The sequence below is a fragment of the Promicromonospora sp. NPDC023987 genome, assembly GCF_040639055.1.
GTDB lineage: Bacteria > Actinomycetota > Actinomycetes > Actinomycetales > Cellulomonadaceae > Promicromonospora.
The window spans coordinates 1-18492 of sequence record NZ_JBEZZF010000047.1 but is presented as its reverse complement, the minus strand read 5'-3'; the positions used below and the strand labels follow the sequence as shown (position 1 = coordinate 18492).

Annotated in this window: 13 protein-coding genes and 1 tRNA gene; 7 read left to right on the top strand and 7 right to left on the bottom strand. The window is 70.9% G+C overall.

Annotated elements, in window-relative coordinates; translation table 11 throughout:
* Window positions 1–25: 25 nt before the first annotated feature.
* On the bottom strand, window positions 26–1387 hold the full coding sequence (gene lysA / locus AB0F40_RS19050) for a diaminopimelate decarboxylase (protein WP_357470974.1): 1362 nt from the start codon (window positions 1385–1387) through the stop codon (window positions 26–28).
* Entirely contained in the window at window positions 1384–3045 is a 1662-nt protein-coding gene (gene argS / locus AB0F40_RS19045) for an arginine--tRNA ligase (protein WP_357470971.1), read from the bottom strand. Before argS ends, lysA begins: the two co-directional genes overlap by 4 nt.
* A gap of 177 nt (window positions 3046–3222) precedes the next feature.
* Here argS and AB0F40_RS19040 point away from each other — a divergent pair.
* Window positions 3223–3298 (top strand) — tRNA-Arg (locus AB0F40_RS19040).
* 165 nt (window positions 3299–3463) lie between these two features.
* Window positions 3464–3883: a hypothetical protein gene (locus AB0F40_RS19035; protein ID WP_357470968.1), complete on the top strand. Its 420-nt coding sequence runs from the start codon at window positions 3464–3466 to the stop codon at window positions 3881–3883.
* A 157-nt stretch (window positions 3884–4040) separates the two neighbouring features.
* Here the strand turns inward: AB0F40_RS19035 and AB0F40_RS19030 are convergent, their stop codons facing one another.
* Entirely contained in the window at window positions 4041–6365 is a 2325-nt protein-coding gene (locus tag AB0F40_RS19030) for an arylsulfatase (protein ID WP_357470966.1), read from the bottom strand.
* The gene (locus tag AB0F40_RS19025; RefSeq protein WP_357470963.1) at window positions 6362–6985 is read right to left on the bottom strand and encodes a TetR/AcrR family transcriptional regulator; all 624 of its coding nucleotides are present in this window, start codon (window positions 6983–6985) and stop codon (window positions 6362–6364) included. The genes AB0F40_RS19030 and AB0F40_RS19025 overlap by 4 nt, the downstream gene beginning before the upstream one ends.
* 82 nt (window positions 6986–7067) lie before the next feature.
* Between AB0F40_RS19025 and AB0F40_RS19020 the strand changes: the two genes are divergently transcribed.
* Window positions 7068–7628, top strand: a complete 561-nt coding sequence (locus AB0F40_RS19020; RefSeq protein ID WP_357470960.1) for an STM3941 family protein — start codon at window positions 7068–7070, stop codon at window positions 7626–7628.
* An 82-nt stretch (window positions 7629–7710) separates the two neighbouring features.
* Window positions 7711–8376: a CYTH domain-containing protein gene (locus AB0F40_RS19015; RefSeq protein WP_357470958.1), complete on the top strand. Its 666-nt coding sequence runs from the start codon at window positions 7711–7713 to the stop codon at window positions 8374–8376.
* Window positions 8377–8389: 13 nt separating this feature from the next.
* Here AB0F40_RS19015 and AB0F40_RS19010 read toward each other — a convergent pair whose 3' ends face one another.
* The 3 genes from AB0F40_RS19010 to AB0F40_RS19000 all read right to left on the bottom strand — a co-directional run bounded on the left by AB0F40_RS19010 (window position 8390) and on the right by AB0F40_RS19000 (window position 11968).
* Complete coding sequence (locus AB0F40_RS19010) at window positions 8390–9271, bottom strand: M15 family metallopeptidase (protein ID WP_357470955.1); 882 nt, start codon at window positions 9269–9271, stop codon at window positions 8390–8392.
* 160 nt (window positions 9272–9431) lie between these two features.
* The gene (locus AB0F40_RS19005; RefSeq protein ID WP_357470952.1) at window positions 9432–10478 is read right to left on the bottom strand and encodes a hemolysin family protein; all 1047 of its coding nucleotides are present in this window, start codon (window positions 10476–10478) and stop codon (window positions 9432–9434) included.
* Window positions 10475–11968 (bottom strand): hemolysin family protein, encoded by a 1494-nt coding sequence (locus AB0F40_RS19000; protein ID WP_357470949.1) that lies wholly within the window; start codon window positions 11966–11968, stop codon window positions 10475–10477. The genes AB0F40_RS19005 and AB0F40_RS19000 overlap by 4 nt, the downstream gene beginning before the upstream one ends.
* A 219-nt stretch (window positions 11969–12187) precedes the next feature.
* Here AB0F40_RS19000 and AB0F40_RS18995 point away from each other — a divergent pair, with 219 nt between their 5' ends.
* The 3 genes from AB0F40_RS18995 (at window position 12188) to AB0F40_RS18985 (ending at window position 18413) form a co-directional block, all read left to right on the top strand.
* Window positions 12188–12961: a response regulator transcription factor gene (locus AB0F40_RS18995; RefSeq protein WP_357470946.1), complete on the top strand. Its 774-nt coding sequence runs from the start codon at window positions 12188–12190 to the stop codon at window positions 12959–12961.
* Window positions 12962–12965: 4 nt separating this feature from the next.
* Window positions 12966–14171 carry a HAMP domain-containing sensor histidine kinase gene (locus AB0F40_RS18990; protein WP_357470944.1) on the top strand — a complete coding sequence of 402 codons (1206 nt, stop codon included), beginning with the start codon at window positions 12966–12968 and terminating at the stop codon, window positions 14169–14171.
* Between the two features lie 426 nt (window positions 14172–14597).
* Window positions 14598–18413: a multifunctional oxoglutarate decarboxylase/oxoglutarate dehydrogenase thiamine pyrophosphate-binding subunit/dihydrolipoyllysine-residue succinyltransferase subunit gene (locus AB0F40_RS18985; protein WP_357470941.1), complete on the top strand. Its 3816-nt coding sequence runs from the start codon at window positions 14598–14600 to the stop codon at window positions 18411–18413.
* Window positions 18414–18492: the final 79 nt, after the last annotated feature.

The window sequence follows — 18492 nt, the reverse complement described above, 5'->3', positions numbered from 1 at the left end:
ACTTCTTCAGGGACCCTGGTTCGGGTCAGCCCAGGTCGAGGCCCAGCAGGTCGGCCTCGGTCTCACGGCGCACGAGCACGCGCGAGGCGCCGTCGGTCACCGCGACGACGGGCGGTCGCGGCAGCATGTTGTAGTTCGACGCCATGGAACGCCCGTAGGCGCCGGTCGCGGCGACCGCGAGCAGGTCGCCCGCCCGCACGTCGGCGGGGAGCTGGACCTCGTGCACCACGATGTCCCCGGACTCGCAGTGCTTGCCCACCACACGCGCCAGCACCCGCTCGGCCGTGGACGTCCGGCCGACGACCTCAGCGTGGTACGCCGCCCCGTACAGAGCCGGGCGGATGTTGTCGCTCATGCCGCCGTCGACAGACACGTAGGTGCGGACGAGCTCCGCGCCGTCGTCGCCCGAAACCGTGACCGGCTTGACCGTGCCGACCGTGTAGAGCGTGAGACCCGCCGGGCCGACGATCGCCCGGCCGGGCTCGATCGAGAACCGCGGCAGGCTCGTACCCAGGTCCTGGCAGACTCCGGCGACCGACTGCGCGATGTCCTTGGCCACCCGCTCCGGGTCGAGGTCGACCTCGCCGGGCAGGTAGGCGATGCCGTAACCACCACCGAGGTCGACCTCGTCGACCAGCATGCCGGAGCGCTCGGCCAGGTCGGCGCGCAGCCGCAGCACCACGTCGGCGGCGGCCTCGAAACCGTCGGGATCGATGATCTGCGAGCCGATGTGCGAGTGGATGCCGAGCAGCTTCAGCTCGGGTCGCTTCAGCACGTCCAGCAGCGCGTTCATCGCAGGGCTCTCGGAGCGCCCTCCCGGGTTCACCGAGAGCCCGAACTTCTGGTCCTCGTGAGCGGTCGCGATGTACTCGTGCCCGCCGGCGTGCACGCCGGTGGTCACACGGACCATCACCGGCGCCACGACCCCGCGCTCAGCCGCGAGGTGCGCGACCCGCTCGATCTCGACCAGCGAGTCCACGATGATGCGGCCCACGCCGGCATCCAGGGCACGGAGGATCTCGGCGTCGGACTTGTTGTTGCCGTGCAGGCCGATATCGGCACCCGGTACCTCGGCGCGCAGCGCGACGGCGAGCTCGCCGCCCGACGCCGTGTCGACCCGCAGCCCTTCCTCGCGCGCCCAGCGTGCGACGGCAACCGTGAGCAGCGCCTTCCCGGCGTAGTACACGTCCACGCCGGCGCCGACGGCACCGAACGCCGCCTCGAACGCCGTGCGGTACGCGCGGGCACGCAGGCGGAAGTCGGTCTCGTCCAGCACGTACGCGGGCGTGCCGTGCTCAGCGGCGAGGTCGCGGACGTCGACACCGGCAACGGCCAGTGCGCCGTCCGGCAGGCGCCCGACGCCGGTCGACCAGGGCGCGCCCGTCACATCCGCTCCGGAGCGCTCACGCCCAGCAGGTCCAGGCCGTTGGCGAGGACCGTGTGGACGGCGTCGTTCAGCCACAGGCGCGCACGGTGCGCGTCCGTGACCTCCTCGTCCGCGTACGGCGTGACGCGCAGCTTCTCGTCGTCGTTGTACCAGGAGTGGAAGTCACCGGCGAGGGCCTCGAGGTAGCGGGCCACGCGGTGCGGCTCGCGCAGCTCGGCGGCCTGCGCCACGATCCGCGGGAACTCGGTGAGACGCCCGATCAGCGCCGTCTCCGAGGCGTGCGAGAGCTGCGCCGGGTCGAACCCGTCCACGCGGCGCACGCCGCGCTCGACGGCCTTGATCCCGATCTGGACCGTGCGGCTGTGCGCGTACTGCACGTAGAACACGGGGTTGTCGTTGGACTGCTTGATCATGTCCTCGCCCCGCAGCTCCAGCGGCGAGTCCGCGGGGTACCGGGCCAGCGAGTAGCGCACGGCGTCCTTGCCGATCCAGTCGACCAGGTCGCGCAGCTCGATGATGTTGCCGGCCCGCTTGGACAGCTTGGCGCCGCCGACGTTGACGAGCTGGCCGATCAGCACCTCGATGTTCGACTCCGGGTCGTCCCCCGCGCAGGCCGCGATGGCCTTGAGCCGGTTGACGTAGCCGTGGTGGTCGGCGCCGAGCAGGTAGATCTTGCCGGGGAACCCGCGGTCCTTCTTCGACAGGTAGTACGCGGCGTCCGAGGCGAAGTACGTGGGCTCGCCGTTCGCCCGGATCATCACGCGGTCCTTGTCGTCCGTGAAGTCCGTGGTGCGCAGCCAGACCGCACCGTCCTTGTCGAAGACGTGGCCCTGCTCCCGCAGGCGGGCCACCGCCTTGTCGACGGCGCCCGAGCTGTGCAGCTCGCGCTCCGAGAACCAGACGTCGAAGTGGACGCCGAAGCCCGCGAGCACCTCACGGATCTCGGCGAGCTGGTGCGTGTAGCCGGCCTCGCGGGCGACCGCGATGGCCTCCTCATGCGGCAGCTCGGGCAGGTCCGGGCGGTCCGCGAGCACCTTGGCCGCGAGCTCCTTGACGTACTCGCCGCGGTAGCCGCCCTCGGGCACCTCGCCCCCCGTGGCACGTGCCAGGACGGACTCGCCGAAGCGGTCCATCTGCGCGCCGGCGTCGTTGATGTAGTACTCGGCGGCGACCTCGGCGCCGGCCGCACGGAGGATGCGCCCGAGCGAGTCACCCAGCGCTGCCCACCGGGTGTGCCCGATGTGCAGCGGACCGGTCGGGTTGGCGCTGATGTACTCCAGGTTGATCACCTGGCCGGCCAGGGCCTTGCCCCTGCCGTAGGCCGCGCCTGCCTCCACGATCGTGCGCGCCAGCTCGCCGGCCGTCGCGGCGTCGAGCGTGATGTTGAGGAACCCGGGACCGGCGACGCCCACGGACTTGATGCCCGGCGTCGCGCCGAGGCGTGCGGCCAGGTCCTCGGCCAGCGCGCGCGGCGTGGTGCCCGCCTTCTTCGCGAGCTGCAGGGCCACGTTCGTCGCCCAGTCTCCGTGCTCTCGCTGCCGGGGTCGCTCCACGTGGACCGACGCGGGAACGGCGTCGGCGGGCAGGGCGAGTGTGCCGTCGGCTACGGCCGCGGCGAGGGCAGCGCTCAGCGCTTCAGAGAGCTCAGTGGGTGTCACGGATCGATTCTATCGGCCGGGCCAAGTCCGCCGCCCCGCTTTTCCACAGGCGCCCGACGCCGGTCCGCGCCACCCCCGAGCGCCCCGCTGACCGATATCGATGCCCGCCCACCCGGCCAGTGCTGGTAGTCTGCTCCGTGCGTCGAACGTAGGCCCCCGGGCGGTTCGGCACACCACGCGCCTGTAGCTCAGTGGATAGAGCATCTGCCTCCGGAGCAGAAGGTCGGGGGTTCGAATCCCTTCAGGCGCACCAACAGAAACAGGCCGTGACCAGCGCAAACGCTGATCACGGCCTGTTTCGTTCTCTGGTCGTTCCACGTGCAATGCCGTACAGGAGCCCTCTCCAACCCCACCGATTCCAGGCCCGCGATTCCAGGCCCGAACACGTCTCCGCCTGCCGCGCCGCTACTGTCGGCCCATGCGGAAGAGGTACCTGGTGGCGGGCGTTGTGTCGTCGGTCGTCTATGTGGTGGTGGGGCCGTTCCTCACGATCCTGTCGCTGCTCGCTGCGACCCGGGCGGGTCAGCCCGAAGAAGACGTCCTTCCGATCGGCATCGTGTTCGGATGGGTCCTGTTCGCCGGGCCGTTGACCTTGTTCATCGTCGCGACCGCACTACTCGGTGAGGTCTGCGCGCGAAGTGTGCGGCGAACGACGCGAAAGCTGCTGATCGTCTCATTGGTCAGTGCGGTTCTCCTCTTCGGCACAGCCGCACTCCTGAGCGCATCCGGCGACGCGTTCCTTGCGGACTGGTCGAGCATGTCCCTGACGCTCCTGCCCGGCTGGTTGCTCGCCGGCGCCGGACCTCGGTTCTGGTCCTGGATCGCCGAGCCGCGCTAGGTCGGGTGAACCGTGCCACGGCAACCGTGAGATGCCGTCGGACCACGCCATCCTCCGCGTGCCACGCCCTGGTCCACCGAAGATCCGGTCGGACCGCGGAAGATGGCGTGGCACGCAGAGAATGGCGTGCCTACCGGGCGGTCTGGGGTCAGCCGCCTCAGTCGTCCGCCAGCTTCAGCGCCTGGCGCCGTCGCGTCTCGGCCTGCTCGCTCTCGGACCCGAGAGCGAAGTGCACGCGCGAGATCTCCCCGGCGAACCGGTTGTCGATGGCCTCGTACGCGTCCGTGACGGGCGTGCCACGGTCGATCCCGACGTTGAACGTCTCGTCGAACGCGAAGTAGTAGGCGGTCGTGCGGTCGACCTGCCCCGCAGCGACCGGGACGCCGTCGACCACGAGCCGGACCGCCGCCGGGCCGCCCGGCTCCGCGTCCGTGCCTTGGTAGTCGAACTCGACGACCACCCGGTGCTCCCCCGGCGTCAGCGCGAGCCCGCTCTCGACCGTGGTGAGGTCAGCGCCGTAGCAGTTGTACGCGTACGCGACCCGACCGCCCGTGCAGTACAGCGACCAGCCGCCGAACCGGCCGCCCTGCGCGACGAGCACGCCGTCGTCGGCGTCAGTGGCGCACGTGATGTGGGCGGTGATGGTGTGGCTGCGGTTCTTGACGTTCGGCGCTGCCTCTTCGCCCAGCCGTGCCGTGGCCGGGCCGAACGTCATCTCCGTCCGGTCACCGTGCAGGTCCAGCCGGCCGGCGATCCGCGGGTTCTCCCGCTCGGTCACCCGGTCGTCGAGCGGCAGCACCTGGTAGCGCTCGGCCTCGGACTGGAACAGCCGCTGCAGCTCGGCGAGCCGCTCGGGCTCGGCGTCGGCCAGGTCGTGCGCCTGGCTGGGGTCGACCCGCGTGTCGTAGAGCTCCCACTTGTCGTCCTCGAACGGCCCGTGCCCACCGACCATCTGCCACGGTATGCCGTGCTGGGCGACCGCCGTCCAACCCTCGTGATAGATGCCCCGGTTGCCGACCATCTCGAAGTACTGGGTCCGACGGCGGTCGGCGGCCTCGGCGTCGTCGAAGCTGTATCGCATGCTGACGCCCTCGATGGGCTGCTGCGGAACGCCGTTCATGGTCTCGGGCTCCGGCACCCTGGCCACGTCCAGCAGCGTGGGCAGGATGTCGATCAGGTGGTGCCACTGCGAGCGGACCTCGCCCTGGGCGCTGATCCCGTTCGGCCACGACACGACCATCCCGTCCCGGGTCCCGCCGTAGTGCGAGGCGACCTGCTTGGTCCACTGGTACGGCGTGTTCATCGCGAGCGCCCAGCCGACGGGGTAGATCCCGTAGCTGTGCGGTCCGCCCAGCTCGTCGAGGTGCTCGTCCATCCAGGCGACGTCGTCGGCGAACCCGTGCCCGACCAGGTGCTCGCGCATCGTGCCCTCGATGCCTCCCTCGCCCGTGGCCCCGTTGTCGCCGAGGATCAGGACCACGACGGTGTCGTCGAGCACGCCCGTGTCGTCGAGGTCGTCCAGCAGGCGCCCGATCTGCGCGTCGGTGTGCTCCGCGAACCCGGCGTACGTCTCCATGAACCGCGCACTGACCCGGCGTTCCCGCTCGTCGAGCTCTTCCCAGTGTGGTACACCGTCGACCCACGGGGCCAGCTCCGTCTCGGGCGGGACGATGCCGAGGCGCTTCTGCTCGGCGAGGGTCTTCTCGCGCTGGGCGTCCCAGCCGTCGTCGAACTGTCCCGCGTAGCGCTCGCGGTACTCCTCGGAGACGTGGAACGGGCCGTGCGTGGCGCCGAAGGCGAGGTAGGTGAACGTCGGCTTGTCCGGGGTGACCTCGTGCTGGCGGCGGATCCACTCGGCCGCGCGGTCGACGAGGTCCTCGGAGAGGTGGTACCCGTCCTCCGGTCGCTGCTCGGGCTCGATCGGGGTGGTGTCGGTGTAGAGCTGCGGGTACCAGTGGTTCATCTCGGCGCCCATGAAGCCGTAGAAGTGGTCGAACCCCTCGCCGGTGGGCCAGCGGTCGAACGGTCCGGAGGGGCTCACCTCGGCCGGCGGCGTCTGGTGCCACTTGCCGAAGGCGGCGGTGCTGTACCCGTTGCCGGACAGCGTCTGCGCGATGGTCGCGGCGCTGGCCGGACGGAAGCCGGTGTACCCGGGCTGGCTGGTCGCCATCTCCGTGGTCACACCCATGCCGACGGAGTGGTGGTTGCGGCCGGTCATCAGCGCCTGCCGGCTCGGCGAGCACAGCGACGTGACGTGGAACTGGTTGTACCGCAGCCCGCGGCCGGCGAGCCGCTCGGCGTTGGGCATGCGGCAGGGCCCGCCGAAAGGACTGGGCGCACCGAACCCCATGTCGTCGACCAGGATCAGCAGCACGTGCGGGGCGCCCGACGGAGGGCGGACGGGCTGCACGGGGGTCCCAGGCGGGACCGCCCCGCTGGTAGGTGTCGGGATGTCGATGGGGAGATGCGTACGGTCGATCATGTCCTCATGTGATCATGGTTCGGCGCCGTGACCCGGAACCCGACGGTGCGCAGCACCCGCCAGAAGTACGCGGCGATCTCCTCGGCCGGCGTGTCGTCGGGGTAGTTCGTGAGGTGGACCGCCACGGCACCCGTGAGCAGGGCCTGGACCATCTCGAGGTCGGCGTCCGCGGCCAGCTGGCCGCGCTCCTGCGCACGGACAACCAGGTCGTGGACGCTCTGGTCGCGCGGGTCGACGCTCGCCTCGCGAAAGGCCGCCCACAGCTCCGGGTGGTCTCGCGGCACCGGCATCATGCGGCGCAGCAGCCGCCGTGCCCGCGGCACGCTCAGCCCCGCCGACCAGGTGGCGACCAGGTCGGCGGGGCTGGGCCGCTCGGGGATCTGGAACGTGACGAGCACGGCTGCCTCGTTCGCCACGAGGGCGGCGATCACCAGGTCGTCGCGGGTCGCGTACCGGCGGTATACGGTCGTGCGCGCCACGCCTGCCCGCTTCGCCACCTGCTCGATACTCACGCCGTCGACGCCGGCCTCGGCGACCAGGTCGAGCGCTGCCGTGAGGACGGCGGTGTCCGCCCCGACGTCCCGCGGCCGTCCCGGGGCGCGGACCTGTTCGTTCAGCACCGGGGAAACGATACGCGACGGTCGCGTATCGAAACCTCGGCCCGACTACCGATCGGTCGCCGCCTGCGGATAGTGTCCCGGTATGCCCAGCGAGTCCGTGGACTTCTACCCGTCCCGTGCGCACGTCCTCACGCTCGCCCTCACCACGCTCGCGCTCGTGGTGCTGTGCGCGGTCGCCGCTCGCCTCGGCTTCGACGCCGCACAGACCAGCGGCTCGCCGGCCGCCCTGGCGGCTGTGTCCGCGAGCGCCATCGGAGTCCTGGTCTTCACCGGCCTGGGGCTCCTCGTGGTGCGTCGCCTGCTGCTTCCCACGTGGCCCGTGCTCACGCTCGACGACGAAGGCCTCGTCGACTGGCTGCCCAACCTCGGCGTCGAACAGGTGCTCTGGTCCGAGGTCACGGGTGTCCGCGAGACGCGGCTGGCCTTCCGGCGGGTGCTCGCCATCGACGTCGACGACCCGAAGGCGGTGGTCGTCCGCCAGCGCACGTTCGTCCGCCGCATCGCCGCCTCCGTCAACATCGCCCTGGTCGGCACGCCCGTCGTCCTCAAGCCGGGGAGCATCGACGGCCGCCCGGACGAGGTCATGTCCGCGGTGCGCGAGTTCGTGGCCGGCCGAGCTCCTCGCCCGAAGCCGGTTGCGTAGACTTCTTGTGTCATCCGCAGACCAACGTCTGCCGAGAAGCACCTACCGAGCACCATCTGCCGAGCATGGCGAGGGATCTCTCATGAGCGACGATCGCTTCGACGAGCCTGGCGCGGCCGACGCCGACCGCGGGTACGCCGACTTCGAGTTCGAGCGCCGGTTCTTCGTGCGCGACCTCCCGGCCGAGCTCCGGGACGCACCGGCCCTCATCGTCCAGTCCTACTTCCTGGCCGACGACGGCTACGCCCTCCGCGTCCGTGTCCAGGCCGGTGACGTCGACGCCGACCTGACGGGTGTCACTGATCCCGCTGAGATCCTCCGGGCGCACACCGGGGACATCGACTTCGCCGCCGTCACGGTCAAGGGACCGGCGATCGGCGGCACCCGCTACGAGGCCGAACGCCAGCTGGACCCGAGCGTCGGCGTCGAGCTGGTCCGCCGCGGCGGCGCACCCATCGTCAAGATCCGCTACGCGGTGTGGCTCGGTGCGGACGGCTGGTCGATCGACGTGTTCGGTGGTGCCAACCACCCGCTCGTGGTGGCAGAGTGCGAGCGCTCCGGCCCGGTCACCGGCCTGCAGATACCGGACTTCTGCGTCACCGAGATCACTGACGACCGCCGGTTCTCCAACGAGTCGCTGGCCATGGAGCCCTACAGCGCGTGGGCGCCGGCGTTCGCCGCCGAGCTCGCGAGCGAAGGCCCGGTGTTCCGCCAGGACTTCGGGCCGAACACGCATCTACGGCTGTAGCCACGCAGGCCGGCTACCCTCGCCACTCGCCCTTCTCGCTGACGCCGGACACGAACTCCCAGTGCCACGGCTCGTACTTGCTGCCGCCGAGCTGCGCCCACGAGGGGTTCTGCCACCCGTAGGTGGGCGCGTTGGCCCAGAGCCACGAGAAGACCTCGCTGTCCCCGGTCTCCTTGGAGCAGAGGTCGATCGCGAGGCCCCAGCCGTGCATGGACGTGCCCGGTGACGCGGCGAAGTAGCCGCGCGAGGCCTTGATCTCGTACTGGGTGTCGAGGTCGCGGTAGCTCGCCACGAGGCACATCTCCCGCCCGAACGAGGCCCGGAAGGCCTCGTTGAGCGCGCTGAGCGACATCGCGGCGTCGGGCCGCAGGTACTCCCCCGGCTGCCACAGCTCGCACAGCGAGTGGTCCGCGAGTGCGCCGTTGGTCCCGTCGACGGAGGCGTTCACGTCACACTCGGGCAGGGGGCTGCGGTCGAGCGAGCGGCTGGCCGCCGACTCCGTGCGCGTGATCGCCTCGGCACGCACCACGGACCCGGAGGTCTCGGGGCGCTCCACCGGCTGCGTCACGAGGTCCAGGGTGCTCGGCCCGGTGGGCGGCGCCTCGACGTCGAACGGGGACTCACCGGTCTGGTGCATGGCCTGCGTGAGGGGCGCCGCGATGGTCGCGGCGGCCAGCGTGCCGATCACGGTCGCCCGCGAGATGAACCGCTGGCCGGCGGGCACCGAGGACGTCGGCCTGGCGGCTCTCGGCACGGACCCCGTGACGAGCCGGTCGAACGACGTCGCCGCGCGCGTGGACCGGCCTCGTGTCGTCTGGGTGCGCTGCTCCGCCTCGCGCCGGGCACGGCGCGTCGTGAGGGCAGGCTCCATGCTCGTCACAGCCGTGGACTCCACTGGTCCTCCGTCGTCATGTGTGCCGTGGTCCCGCGCGGCGTGTATGTCGCACGCGACACTAACCGGGGGCGGCCCGCCTGCCAACCCCCGGCCCGTGCCTGAGCAGACCTGCACATCACGTGCCCCTTACCTGGCCGGTCCCTGCTCAAGGACGCCGCGCTCAACGACGCTGCATGGCGTCCCGCACCTCGCCGACGAGCTCCTCGAGGATGTCCTCGAGGAAGACGACGCCGAGCAGCTCGCCGTCGGCGCCCTCGACCCGCGCGAGGTGGGAGCCGGAACGCTGCATGACCCGCAGGGCGTCCTCGACCTCGTCGTCCGGGCCGACGGCGGCCAGCGCGCGCACGCGCCACACGGCCACCGGCTCGAACCGGGCCGGCCCCGTCGCGTACAGGACGTCCTTGAGGTGCAGGTATCCGACCAGCTCGTCGCCTCCCTCGTCGTGGGTCACCACGGGGAAACGGCTGAAGCCGTGCTTCGACACCAGCCGTTCGACGTCGTCGGGCGTGCTCGTCTCATCGACGGCCACCAGGCCGCCGACCGGCACCATGACGTCGCTCGCGGTGCGGTTGGAGAACTCGATGGCGCCCGTCAGGAGGCCCTGCTCGTCGCGCAGCACGCCCTCGGCCTGGGAGTGCTCCACGATGGACTGCACCTCCTCGGCGGTGAAGGCCGACGCGACCTCGTCCTTCGGCTCGACGCCGGCCAGCCGCACCGCGTGGTTGGCCACCCAGTTCAGGCCGCCGATCACCGGGCGCAGCACGCGGGCGAGGAGCACCAGCGGCGGCCCGAACCACATGACCGCCTTGTCGGGGCCGGACACGGCCAGGTTCTTCGGCACCATCTCGCCGAGCACCACGTGCAGGTACACGACGAGCGACAGGGCGATGACCAGCGCGATCGGGTGGGTGAGGCTGTCGCTCACCCCGATGCTGTGCAGCGGTCCCTCGAGGAGGTGCGCCAGTGCCGGCTCCGCCACGATCCCGAGGCCGGTGGAGCAGACGGTCACGCCCAGCTGCGCACACGCCAGCATGAGCGAGACGTGCTCCATCGCCCACAGGACGGTGACGGCGCGCCGGTCCCCCGCCGCGGCGAGCGGCTCGATGGCGCTCCGGCGCGCCGAGATGACGGCGAACTCCGCGCCGACGAAGAACGCGTTGCCCGCGAGCAGCACCAGGCCGATCACGAGCGCTGTGGTCGTGCTCATCGGTTCGCCCCCTTCTCGCTGCGCGGCCGGTCGGCCCTGGCCCGGTCGTTCCTTGCCCGGTCGTCGCCGGCCCGGCCGTCGCCACCGTCGTCGTCGGGCAGCGGCCGGACGCGCACCCGCTCGACGCGGCGCCCGTCCATGGCCTCGACGCGCAGCGTCACGCGGGCGACCGCGCTGCCCACCGTGACCTGGTCGCCGACGACGGGCATCCGGCCCAGCTCGGCCATGACCAGGCCGCCGAGCGTCTCGTACGCGGCACCCTCCGGCACCTCGATCCCGGTGTACTCGTCGAGCTCGTCGGGACGCAGCACACCCGGCACCATCCAGGAGCCGTCGGCCGCGCGGGCCGCGCCCGCGCGGCGGGGGTCGTGCTCGTCCGCGACGTCGCCCACCAGCTCCTCGACGACGTCCTCCAGCGTCACGACGCCGGAGGTTCCGCCGTACTCGTCGACGACGACGGCCATCTGCAGGCCGAACCCGCGCAGCTCCACGAGCAGCGGGCCGAGGCGCACCGTCTCGGGGACGCGCGGCGCGTCCACCATGAGGGCAGCGGCGGGGACCTCGCTCCGCCGGTCGTGCGGCACGCCCACCGCGCGCCGCAGGTGCACGAGGCCGACGATGTCGTCCCGGTCCTCGCCGATCACCGGGAACCGCGAGTGGCCGGTACGCCGGGCGAGCGAGACGACGTCCTCCGCCGTCGCGGCCCGGTCCACCACGGACATGCGCAGCCGGTCGGTCATGACGTCGCGGGCACTGAGCGTGTCGAGCTCGATCGAGTTGGTCAGCAGGGTCGCGACGGACTCCTCGAGCGTGCCCTCCTCTGCCGAGCGGCGCACCAGCGAGGCCAGCTCGGACGCGGACCGCGCACCGGAGAGCTCCTCCCGCGGCTCCACGCCCATCCGGCGCAGCAGCGCGTTGGCCGAACCGTTGAGGACGCTGATCAGCGGCTTGAAGGTGATCGTGAACACCCTCTGCACCGGCACCACCACGCGCGCGGTGGCCAGGGGCGCAGAGAGCGCGAAGTTCTTGGGGATCAGCTCGCCGCACACCATCGAGAACACGTTCACCAGCACGACGGCCAGGACGCCCGCGAGCCCCGCGGAGACGGCGGTCGGTACCGACGAGGCGCCGAACGCCGCGGACAGCAGGGAGTTCAGCGCCGGCTGGGCCGTGTAGCCCAGCAGGATCGTGGTCAGCGTGATGCCGACCTGGGCGGAGCTCAGCTCCGTGGAGAGGTGGCGCAACGCGGTGCGCACACTGCGGTCCCGGACGCTCTGGCCGAGACCCGGCCGGGCAGCGTTCGTGACCGTGGGGCGAGAAGTGGAGCGAGAATCAGACCTGGTCCGGCCGGGTCTGTCTCCCTCCGAGTCGTCGGAGTCGCCGATCACGGCGGGATCGATGGTGACGAGGGAGAACTCCCCCGCCACGAAGACAGCAGTACCTGCTGTGAGAAGAACGCCGACGGCGACCATGATCCAGTCGCCGGTCATCGTGCGCTCCGGGGGGCACTGGGAGAGTCCGGTGCATGCCAGGGATTTCGGTCGGGATATCGCTCGGTCATCGTGCCAACGATCGTAGCGGGAACAGCGTGCACCCGGCTGCGGGAGCACGGTCGAAACGCTCTGCGGAGCACCGCACGGAGGCATCCTTGGCCCGACTCTCAGGCTTGCCTCAGTGTCTTATCAGGTAGGTGCAGGCATGATTGACCTATGTCATCTGGTATCCCCCAGTCGCCTGGGGCCCCGCAGCAGCCCGGTACGGCGTCGGCCGCAGCCTCGACCGGTCAGCAGAGCGCGACCGTGCTCGTGGTGGAGGACGAGCCGACGATCGCCACAGCAATCGCTCAGCGGCTGTCCGCCGAGGGTTGGCGCGTCGAGGTAGCGCGCGACGGCTTGTCCGGCGTCGACGCCGCCTCCCGGCTACGCCCTGACCTCGTCGTGCTCGACGTGATGCTGCCCGGCATCGACGGGCTCGAGGTCACGCGGCGCATCCAGGCCGAGCACCCCACGCCGATCCTCATGCTCACCGCGCGGGACGACGAGACCGACATGCTCGTCGGCCTCGGCGTCGGCGCGGACGACTACATGACCAAGCCGTTCTCGATGCGCGAGCTCGTGGCCCGGATCAAGGCGCTCCTGCGGCGCGTGGACCGTGCGGCACAGGCCGCGGCGACCACCCCCGCCGACCCGCCCATGATGATGGGCGACGTCACGGTGGACCGGGCTCAGCGGCGCGTCTACCGCGGTGGCGAGGAGGTCCACCTGACCCCCACGGAGTTCGAGCTGCTCGTGATGCTCGCGGGCTCGCCCAAGACCGTGCTCACGCGGGAGCGCCTGCTCGCCGAGGTCTGGGACTGGGCCGACGCGAGCGGCACGCGCACCGTCGACTCCCACATCAAAGCGCTGCGCCGCAAGCTCGGCCCGGACCTGATCCGCACCGTGCACGGCGTCGGGTACGCGTTCGAGCCGCCCGCGAACCAGTGACCCGATGAGACCGCACGTGCCCCGCGTCCCCGACGTGCGGCCGCTCGATCCGTTGCGCTCCCTGAAGATCAAGCTCGGCGTGCTGGTCGCGGCCACCGTGACCGCCGCTGTGCTCATCACCTGGCTCGGCCTGCAGGCCTCCCTGGGGCCCAGCCGCACGTTCCCCCTGGCGATCATCCTGTCGCTGCTGGTCACGCAGGTCCTGGCCCGCGGCATGACGTCGCCGTTACGGGAGATCACCGAGGCGGTCCAGGCCATGGCCGACGGCGACTACACCCGGCGGGTCCGTGCGACGAGCAGCGACGAGGTGGGTCAGCTCGCGCACGCGTTCAACCGGATGGCCGAGGACCTGGCCTCGGTCGAGCAGACGCGCCGCGACCTGATCGCCAACGTGTCGCACGAGCTGCGCACCCCCGTCGCCGCGCTCAAGGCCCAGCTGGAGAACATGGTCGACGGCGTCGTGGAGCCCACCCCGGGCGCCCTGGAGCAGGCACACGCGCAGACGGAACGCCTGACGCGGCTCGTCACCTACCTGCTGGACCTCTCGCGCATCGAGGCGGGCGCCTCCGCGCTGAACGTCGGCACGATCGCCGTGGGCGACTTCCTCGAGCACTGCGCCGAGGACCTCTCGATGGTCGACGCCGCGAAGGACCTCCACTACGTCGTCGACGTCACGCCGGAGGAGCTCGCCATCGAGGGCGACGCCGAACGCCTGCACCAGGTGGTCATCAACCTGCTGCAGAACGCGATCCGGCACTCGCCGCAGGGCGGCGTCATCCGCCTGGACGCCTACCCGGTGGACGGCACGGAGGGGTCCGACGTCGTGCTCGAGGTCAGCGACGAGGGCCCGGGCATCGCCGCGGCGGACCGTGAGCGGATCTTCCAGCGGTTCGTCCGTGGCACGGGGTCGACGGCGGACCGGGGCGGCGACGGCAGGGGGCGCGACGGCGGTGGCCGGGCGCGCGACGGCGGCCGGGCGCGCGACAGCGGCGCGCACACTGCCTTCTCGGAGGCGCCGGACAGCGCCGTCGGCGGCACCGTCGGTTCGAGCGGTGGGACCGGGATAGGCCTCGCCATCGTCCGCTGGGCGGTCGAGCTGCACGGGGGCTACGTCCAGGTGGTCGACTCCGAGCGCGGCGCGACGATGCGGGTCACCCTCCCGGCGCGGGCACACCCGGCGCCGGGCGTCTCGACCACTCACTCGGACTGACCCGGCGCCCGGCGCCCCCCGCTCCCGGCAGCTGCGGCCGAGAACGGATCCTGCGAGAAACCGAGAAGCCTAGGGGTGGTGACGGCCAGAGTGTGAGACTGAGTCCCGTGATTTCAGTCACACGCGCCAAAGGTTGTCTGCCCTACGACAAACCCCGTAACGCCGCGTTGGCTACTTCCAGGCCCAACGTTGCCCGAGTTTTGCTCTAGGTGCGAGAAACATGACGAACCAACTTCTTTGGCGCCCGGACGGTCCGCGGCACCCGCAGGATCACGCCCACCGAGGGGCCCGAAGGGCCTACCCTTGGAGGGTCCGAAAACATTCGGGCTGTGCGCGCTGCGACAAGGGTGGCGCGCTGAGAACGCAACTGTGGTGAAGGTGGGCGATCCGCGCGTGTCAGCTAAGGCTGGTTCAGAGTCGATCAGCGTGGCGAGCTCGTCATTCGGAGCCAACGAATGGCTTGTGGACGAGCTCTACCAGCAGTACCTGAAGGACAAGAACGCGGTAGACCCCGCGTGGTGGGACTTCTTCGCCGACTACACCCCGAGCGAGAACGGTTCCACCAAGGACGGCACTGCTGAGGCCGCCCCGAAGGCTACCGCCGACAAGGCTTCCGGTGACACGGGCAAGGCCACGGCGAGCCCAGCCTCCGCCCCGGCGGCACCTGCTCAGCAGGCGCCCGCTCGGCCGGCGCCTGCTCCGGCCGCTCCCCCGCAGACAGCCCCACCGGTGACGGGCGGCACCGCCGCCTCGGAGGCTGTGCAGCCGGTACGCGAGAAGGTCCTGCCGGCCGACCCGAAGGTCAACCCGGCCAACCCGATCGCCACACCACCCACCACGCACTACGCGGACACGTTCGAGCGCCCCGTGGCGCACCCGGACGCCGTCGACGACATCCAGAAGCTGCGCGGCCCCGCCGCGCGGGTGGTCACGAACATGGAGGCCTCGCTCGAGGTCCCCACCGCCACCTCCGTGCGCGCCGTGCCCGCCAAGCTGATGGTCGACAACCGCATCGTCATCAACAACCACCTCAAGCGCGGCCGCGGCGGCAAGATCTCGTTCACGCACCTCATCGGCTTCGCGCTGATCGAGGCGCTGGCGGACATGCCGGTCATGAACGCGCACTACGAGCCGATCGACGGCAAGCCGGGCGTGAACCAGCCCGCGCACGTGGGCTTCGGTCTCGCCATCGACCTCGCCAAGCCGGACGGCTCCCGCCAGCTGCTCGTGCCGAGCATCAAGAAGGCGGAGGAGCTCGACTTCGCCGAGTTCTGGGCCGCCTACGAGGACCTGGTCCGCAAGGCCCGCGGCGGCAAGCTCGGCGTGCCCGACTTCCAGGGCACCACGATCTCGCTGACCAACCCAGGCGGCATCGGCACCGTGCACTCGGTGCCGCGGCTGATGCAGGGCCAGGGCACCATCGTCGGCGTCGGCGCCATGGACTACCCGGCGGAGTTCGCCGGCGCGTCCGAGGAGCAGCTCGCCCGGATGGGCGTCTCGAAGGTCATGACGATCACGTCGACATACGACCACCGCATCATCCAGGGCGCGCAGTCCGGCGAGTTCCTCAAGATCATCTCGGAGAAGCTGCTCGGCCTGGACGGGTTCTACGACCGAGTCTTCGCGGCGCTGCGCGTCCCGTACGAGCCCGTCCGCTGGGTTCGTGACAACACGGTCGACGCCGACGTCGAGGCCGCCAAGCCGGCCAAGATCGCCGAGGTCGTCCAGGCGTACCGCTCGCGTGGCCACCTCATGGCCGACACCGACCCGCTCGCCTACCGCCAGCGCAAGCACCCGGACCTGGACATCCAGACCCATGGCCTCACGCTCTGGGACCTGGACCGCACGTTCCCGACGGCGGGCTTCGGCCCCAAGGCGAAGGCGACGCTCCGCGACGTGCTCGGCCTGCTGCGCGACTCGTACTGCCGCACCATCGGCATCGAGTACATGCACATCGCGGACCCGGCCCAGCGCAAGTGGCTCCAGGAGCGCCTCGAGGCGGGCTACGCCAAGACGCCGCGGGAGGACCAGCTCCGCATCCTGCGCCGGCTCAACTCCGCCGAGGCGTTCGAGACGTTCCTGCAGACCAAGTTCGTCGGGCAGAAGCGCTTCTCGCTGGAGGGCGGCGAGTCGCTGATCCCGCTGCTCGACGCGATCCTGTCCCGTGCCGCCGAGGGCGGCCTCGACGAGGTCGGCATCGGCATGGCCCACCGTGGCCGCCTGAACGTGCTGGCGAACATCGCGGGCAAGAGCTACGGCCAGATCTTCAAGGAGTTCGAGGGCCAGCTCGACCCGAAGAGCGTCCAGGGCTCCGGCGACGTGAAGTACCACCTCGGCACCGAGGGCACGTTCACGTCGGAGTCCGGCGCCACCACACGCGTATACCTCGCGGCCAACCCGTCGCACCTGGAGGCCGTCGACCCGGTGCTCGAGGGCATCGTCCGCGCCAAGCAGGACCGCATCGACCTCGGTGGGGACGGCTTCTCCGTGCTGCCGATCCTGGTGCACGGCGACGCGGCGTTCGCGGGCCAGGGCGTGGTTCCCGAGGTGCTGAACCTGTCGCAGCTGCGCGGGTACCGCACCGGCGGCACCATCCACGTGGTCGTGAACAACCAGGTGGGCTTCACCACCGGTCCGACGGCGTCCCGCTCGACGACGTACGCGACGGACGTCGCCAAGGGCTACCAGGTCCCGGTGATGCACGTGAACGGCGACGACCCCGAGGCCGTCGTGCGGACCGCCGAGCTCGCCTTCGCGTTCCGCGAGCAGTTCGGCCAGGACGTCATCATCGACCTCATCTGCTACCGCCGCCGCGGGCACAACGAGGGCGACGACCCGTCGATGACGCAGCCGCTCATGTACAACCTCATCGAGACCAAGCGCTCGGTGCGCAAGCTCTACACCGAGAACCTGGTCGCGCGCGGTGACATCACCGTGGAGGAGGCCGAGGGCGCGCTACAGGACTATCAGTCGCAGCTCGAGCGGGTCTTCACCGAGACCAAGGGCGGGTTCACCCCGGCGCCGCAGACCGAGCAGATCGCCGGCCTGGAGCGCCCCGAGTCCCAGCGTGAGGACGCCGGGACGATGGTGGGCTGGCAGACGGCGATCTCGCCGGAGCTGCTGCAGCGGGTCGGCGACGTGCACACCTCGCCGCCGGAGGGCTTCACGGTCCACCCCAAGCTCGCCCAGCTGCTCGAGAAGCGCCAGCTCATGGCGAAGGAAGGCGGCATCGACTGGGGCTTCGGCGAGCTCGTGGCCTTCGGCTCGCTGCTCGCGGAGGGCACCCCGGTGCGCCTCGCCGGCCAGGACTCACGCCGTGGCACCTTCGTGCAGCGGCACGCGGTGCTCCACGACCGGGAGACCGGCGCCGAGTGGACCCCGATCCTGTACATGTCCGGCAACCAGGCCAAGTTCTGGATCTACGACTCCTCGCTGTCGGAGTACGCGGCGCTCGGCTTCGAGTACGGCTACTCGGTGGAGCGCCCGGACGCCCTGGTGCTCTGGGAGGCGCAGTTCGGCGACTTCGTCAACGGCGCCCAGACGGTGATCGACGAGTTCATCTCGTCCGCCGAGCAGAAGTGGGGCCAGTCGTCCTCGGTCGTCATGCTCCTGCCGCACGGCTACGAGGGTCAGGGGCCGGACCACTCGTCGGCTCGCATCGAGCGGTTCCTCCAGCTCGGCGCCGAGAACAACCTGACGATCGCGCAGCCGTCCACCCCGGCGTCGTACTTCCACCTGCTGCGCCGTCAGGCCTACGCCCGCCCGCGCCGCCCGATGGTGGTCTTCACGCCGAAGCAGCTGCTGCGCCTCAAGGCGGCCGCTTCCTCGGTGGACGACTTCACCTCGGGCACCTTCCAGGAGGTCATCACCGACCCGACGGCGGTCCCTGCGAAGGTCGACCGGGTGCTCCTGTGCACGGGACGCGTGTACTACGACCTCCTCGCGGAGCGCGCCAAGCGCGGCGACGAGGGCGTGGCCATCGTTCGCCTCGAGCAGCTCTACCCGTTCCCGGAGGCGCAGCTCCGTGAGGAGATCGCCAAGTACGGCGACGCCGAGGTGGTCTGGGTCCAGGACGAGCCGCAGAACCAGGGCGCCTGGAGCTTCATCCACCTGGCGCTGCCGGTGGACGTGCCCTACGTCAAGGTGGTCTCGCGCCCGGCGTCGGCATCGACGGCCGCCGGTACCGCGAAGCTGCACGCGGCCCAGCAGCAGACGCTCCTGGAGCAGGCCTTCACGCGCTGAGCTTGCCGAGGTAGAACTGGGGCGAGATAGAACTGGGGCCGGAGCGCTGATCTCGCCGGTCTTCGAGGTCCTGGCCGAG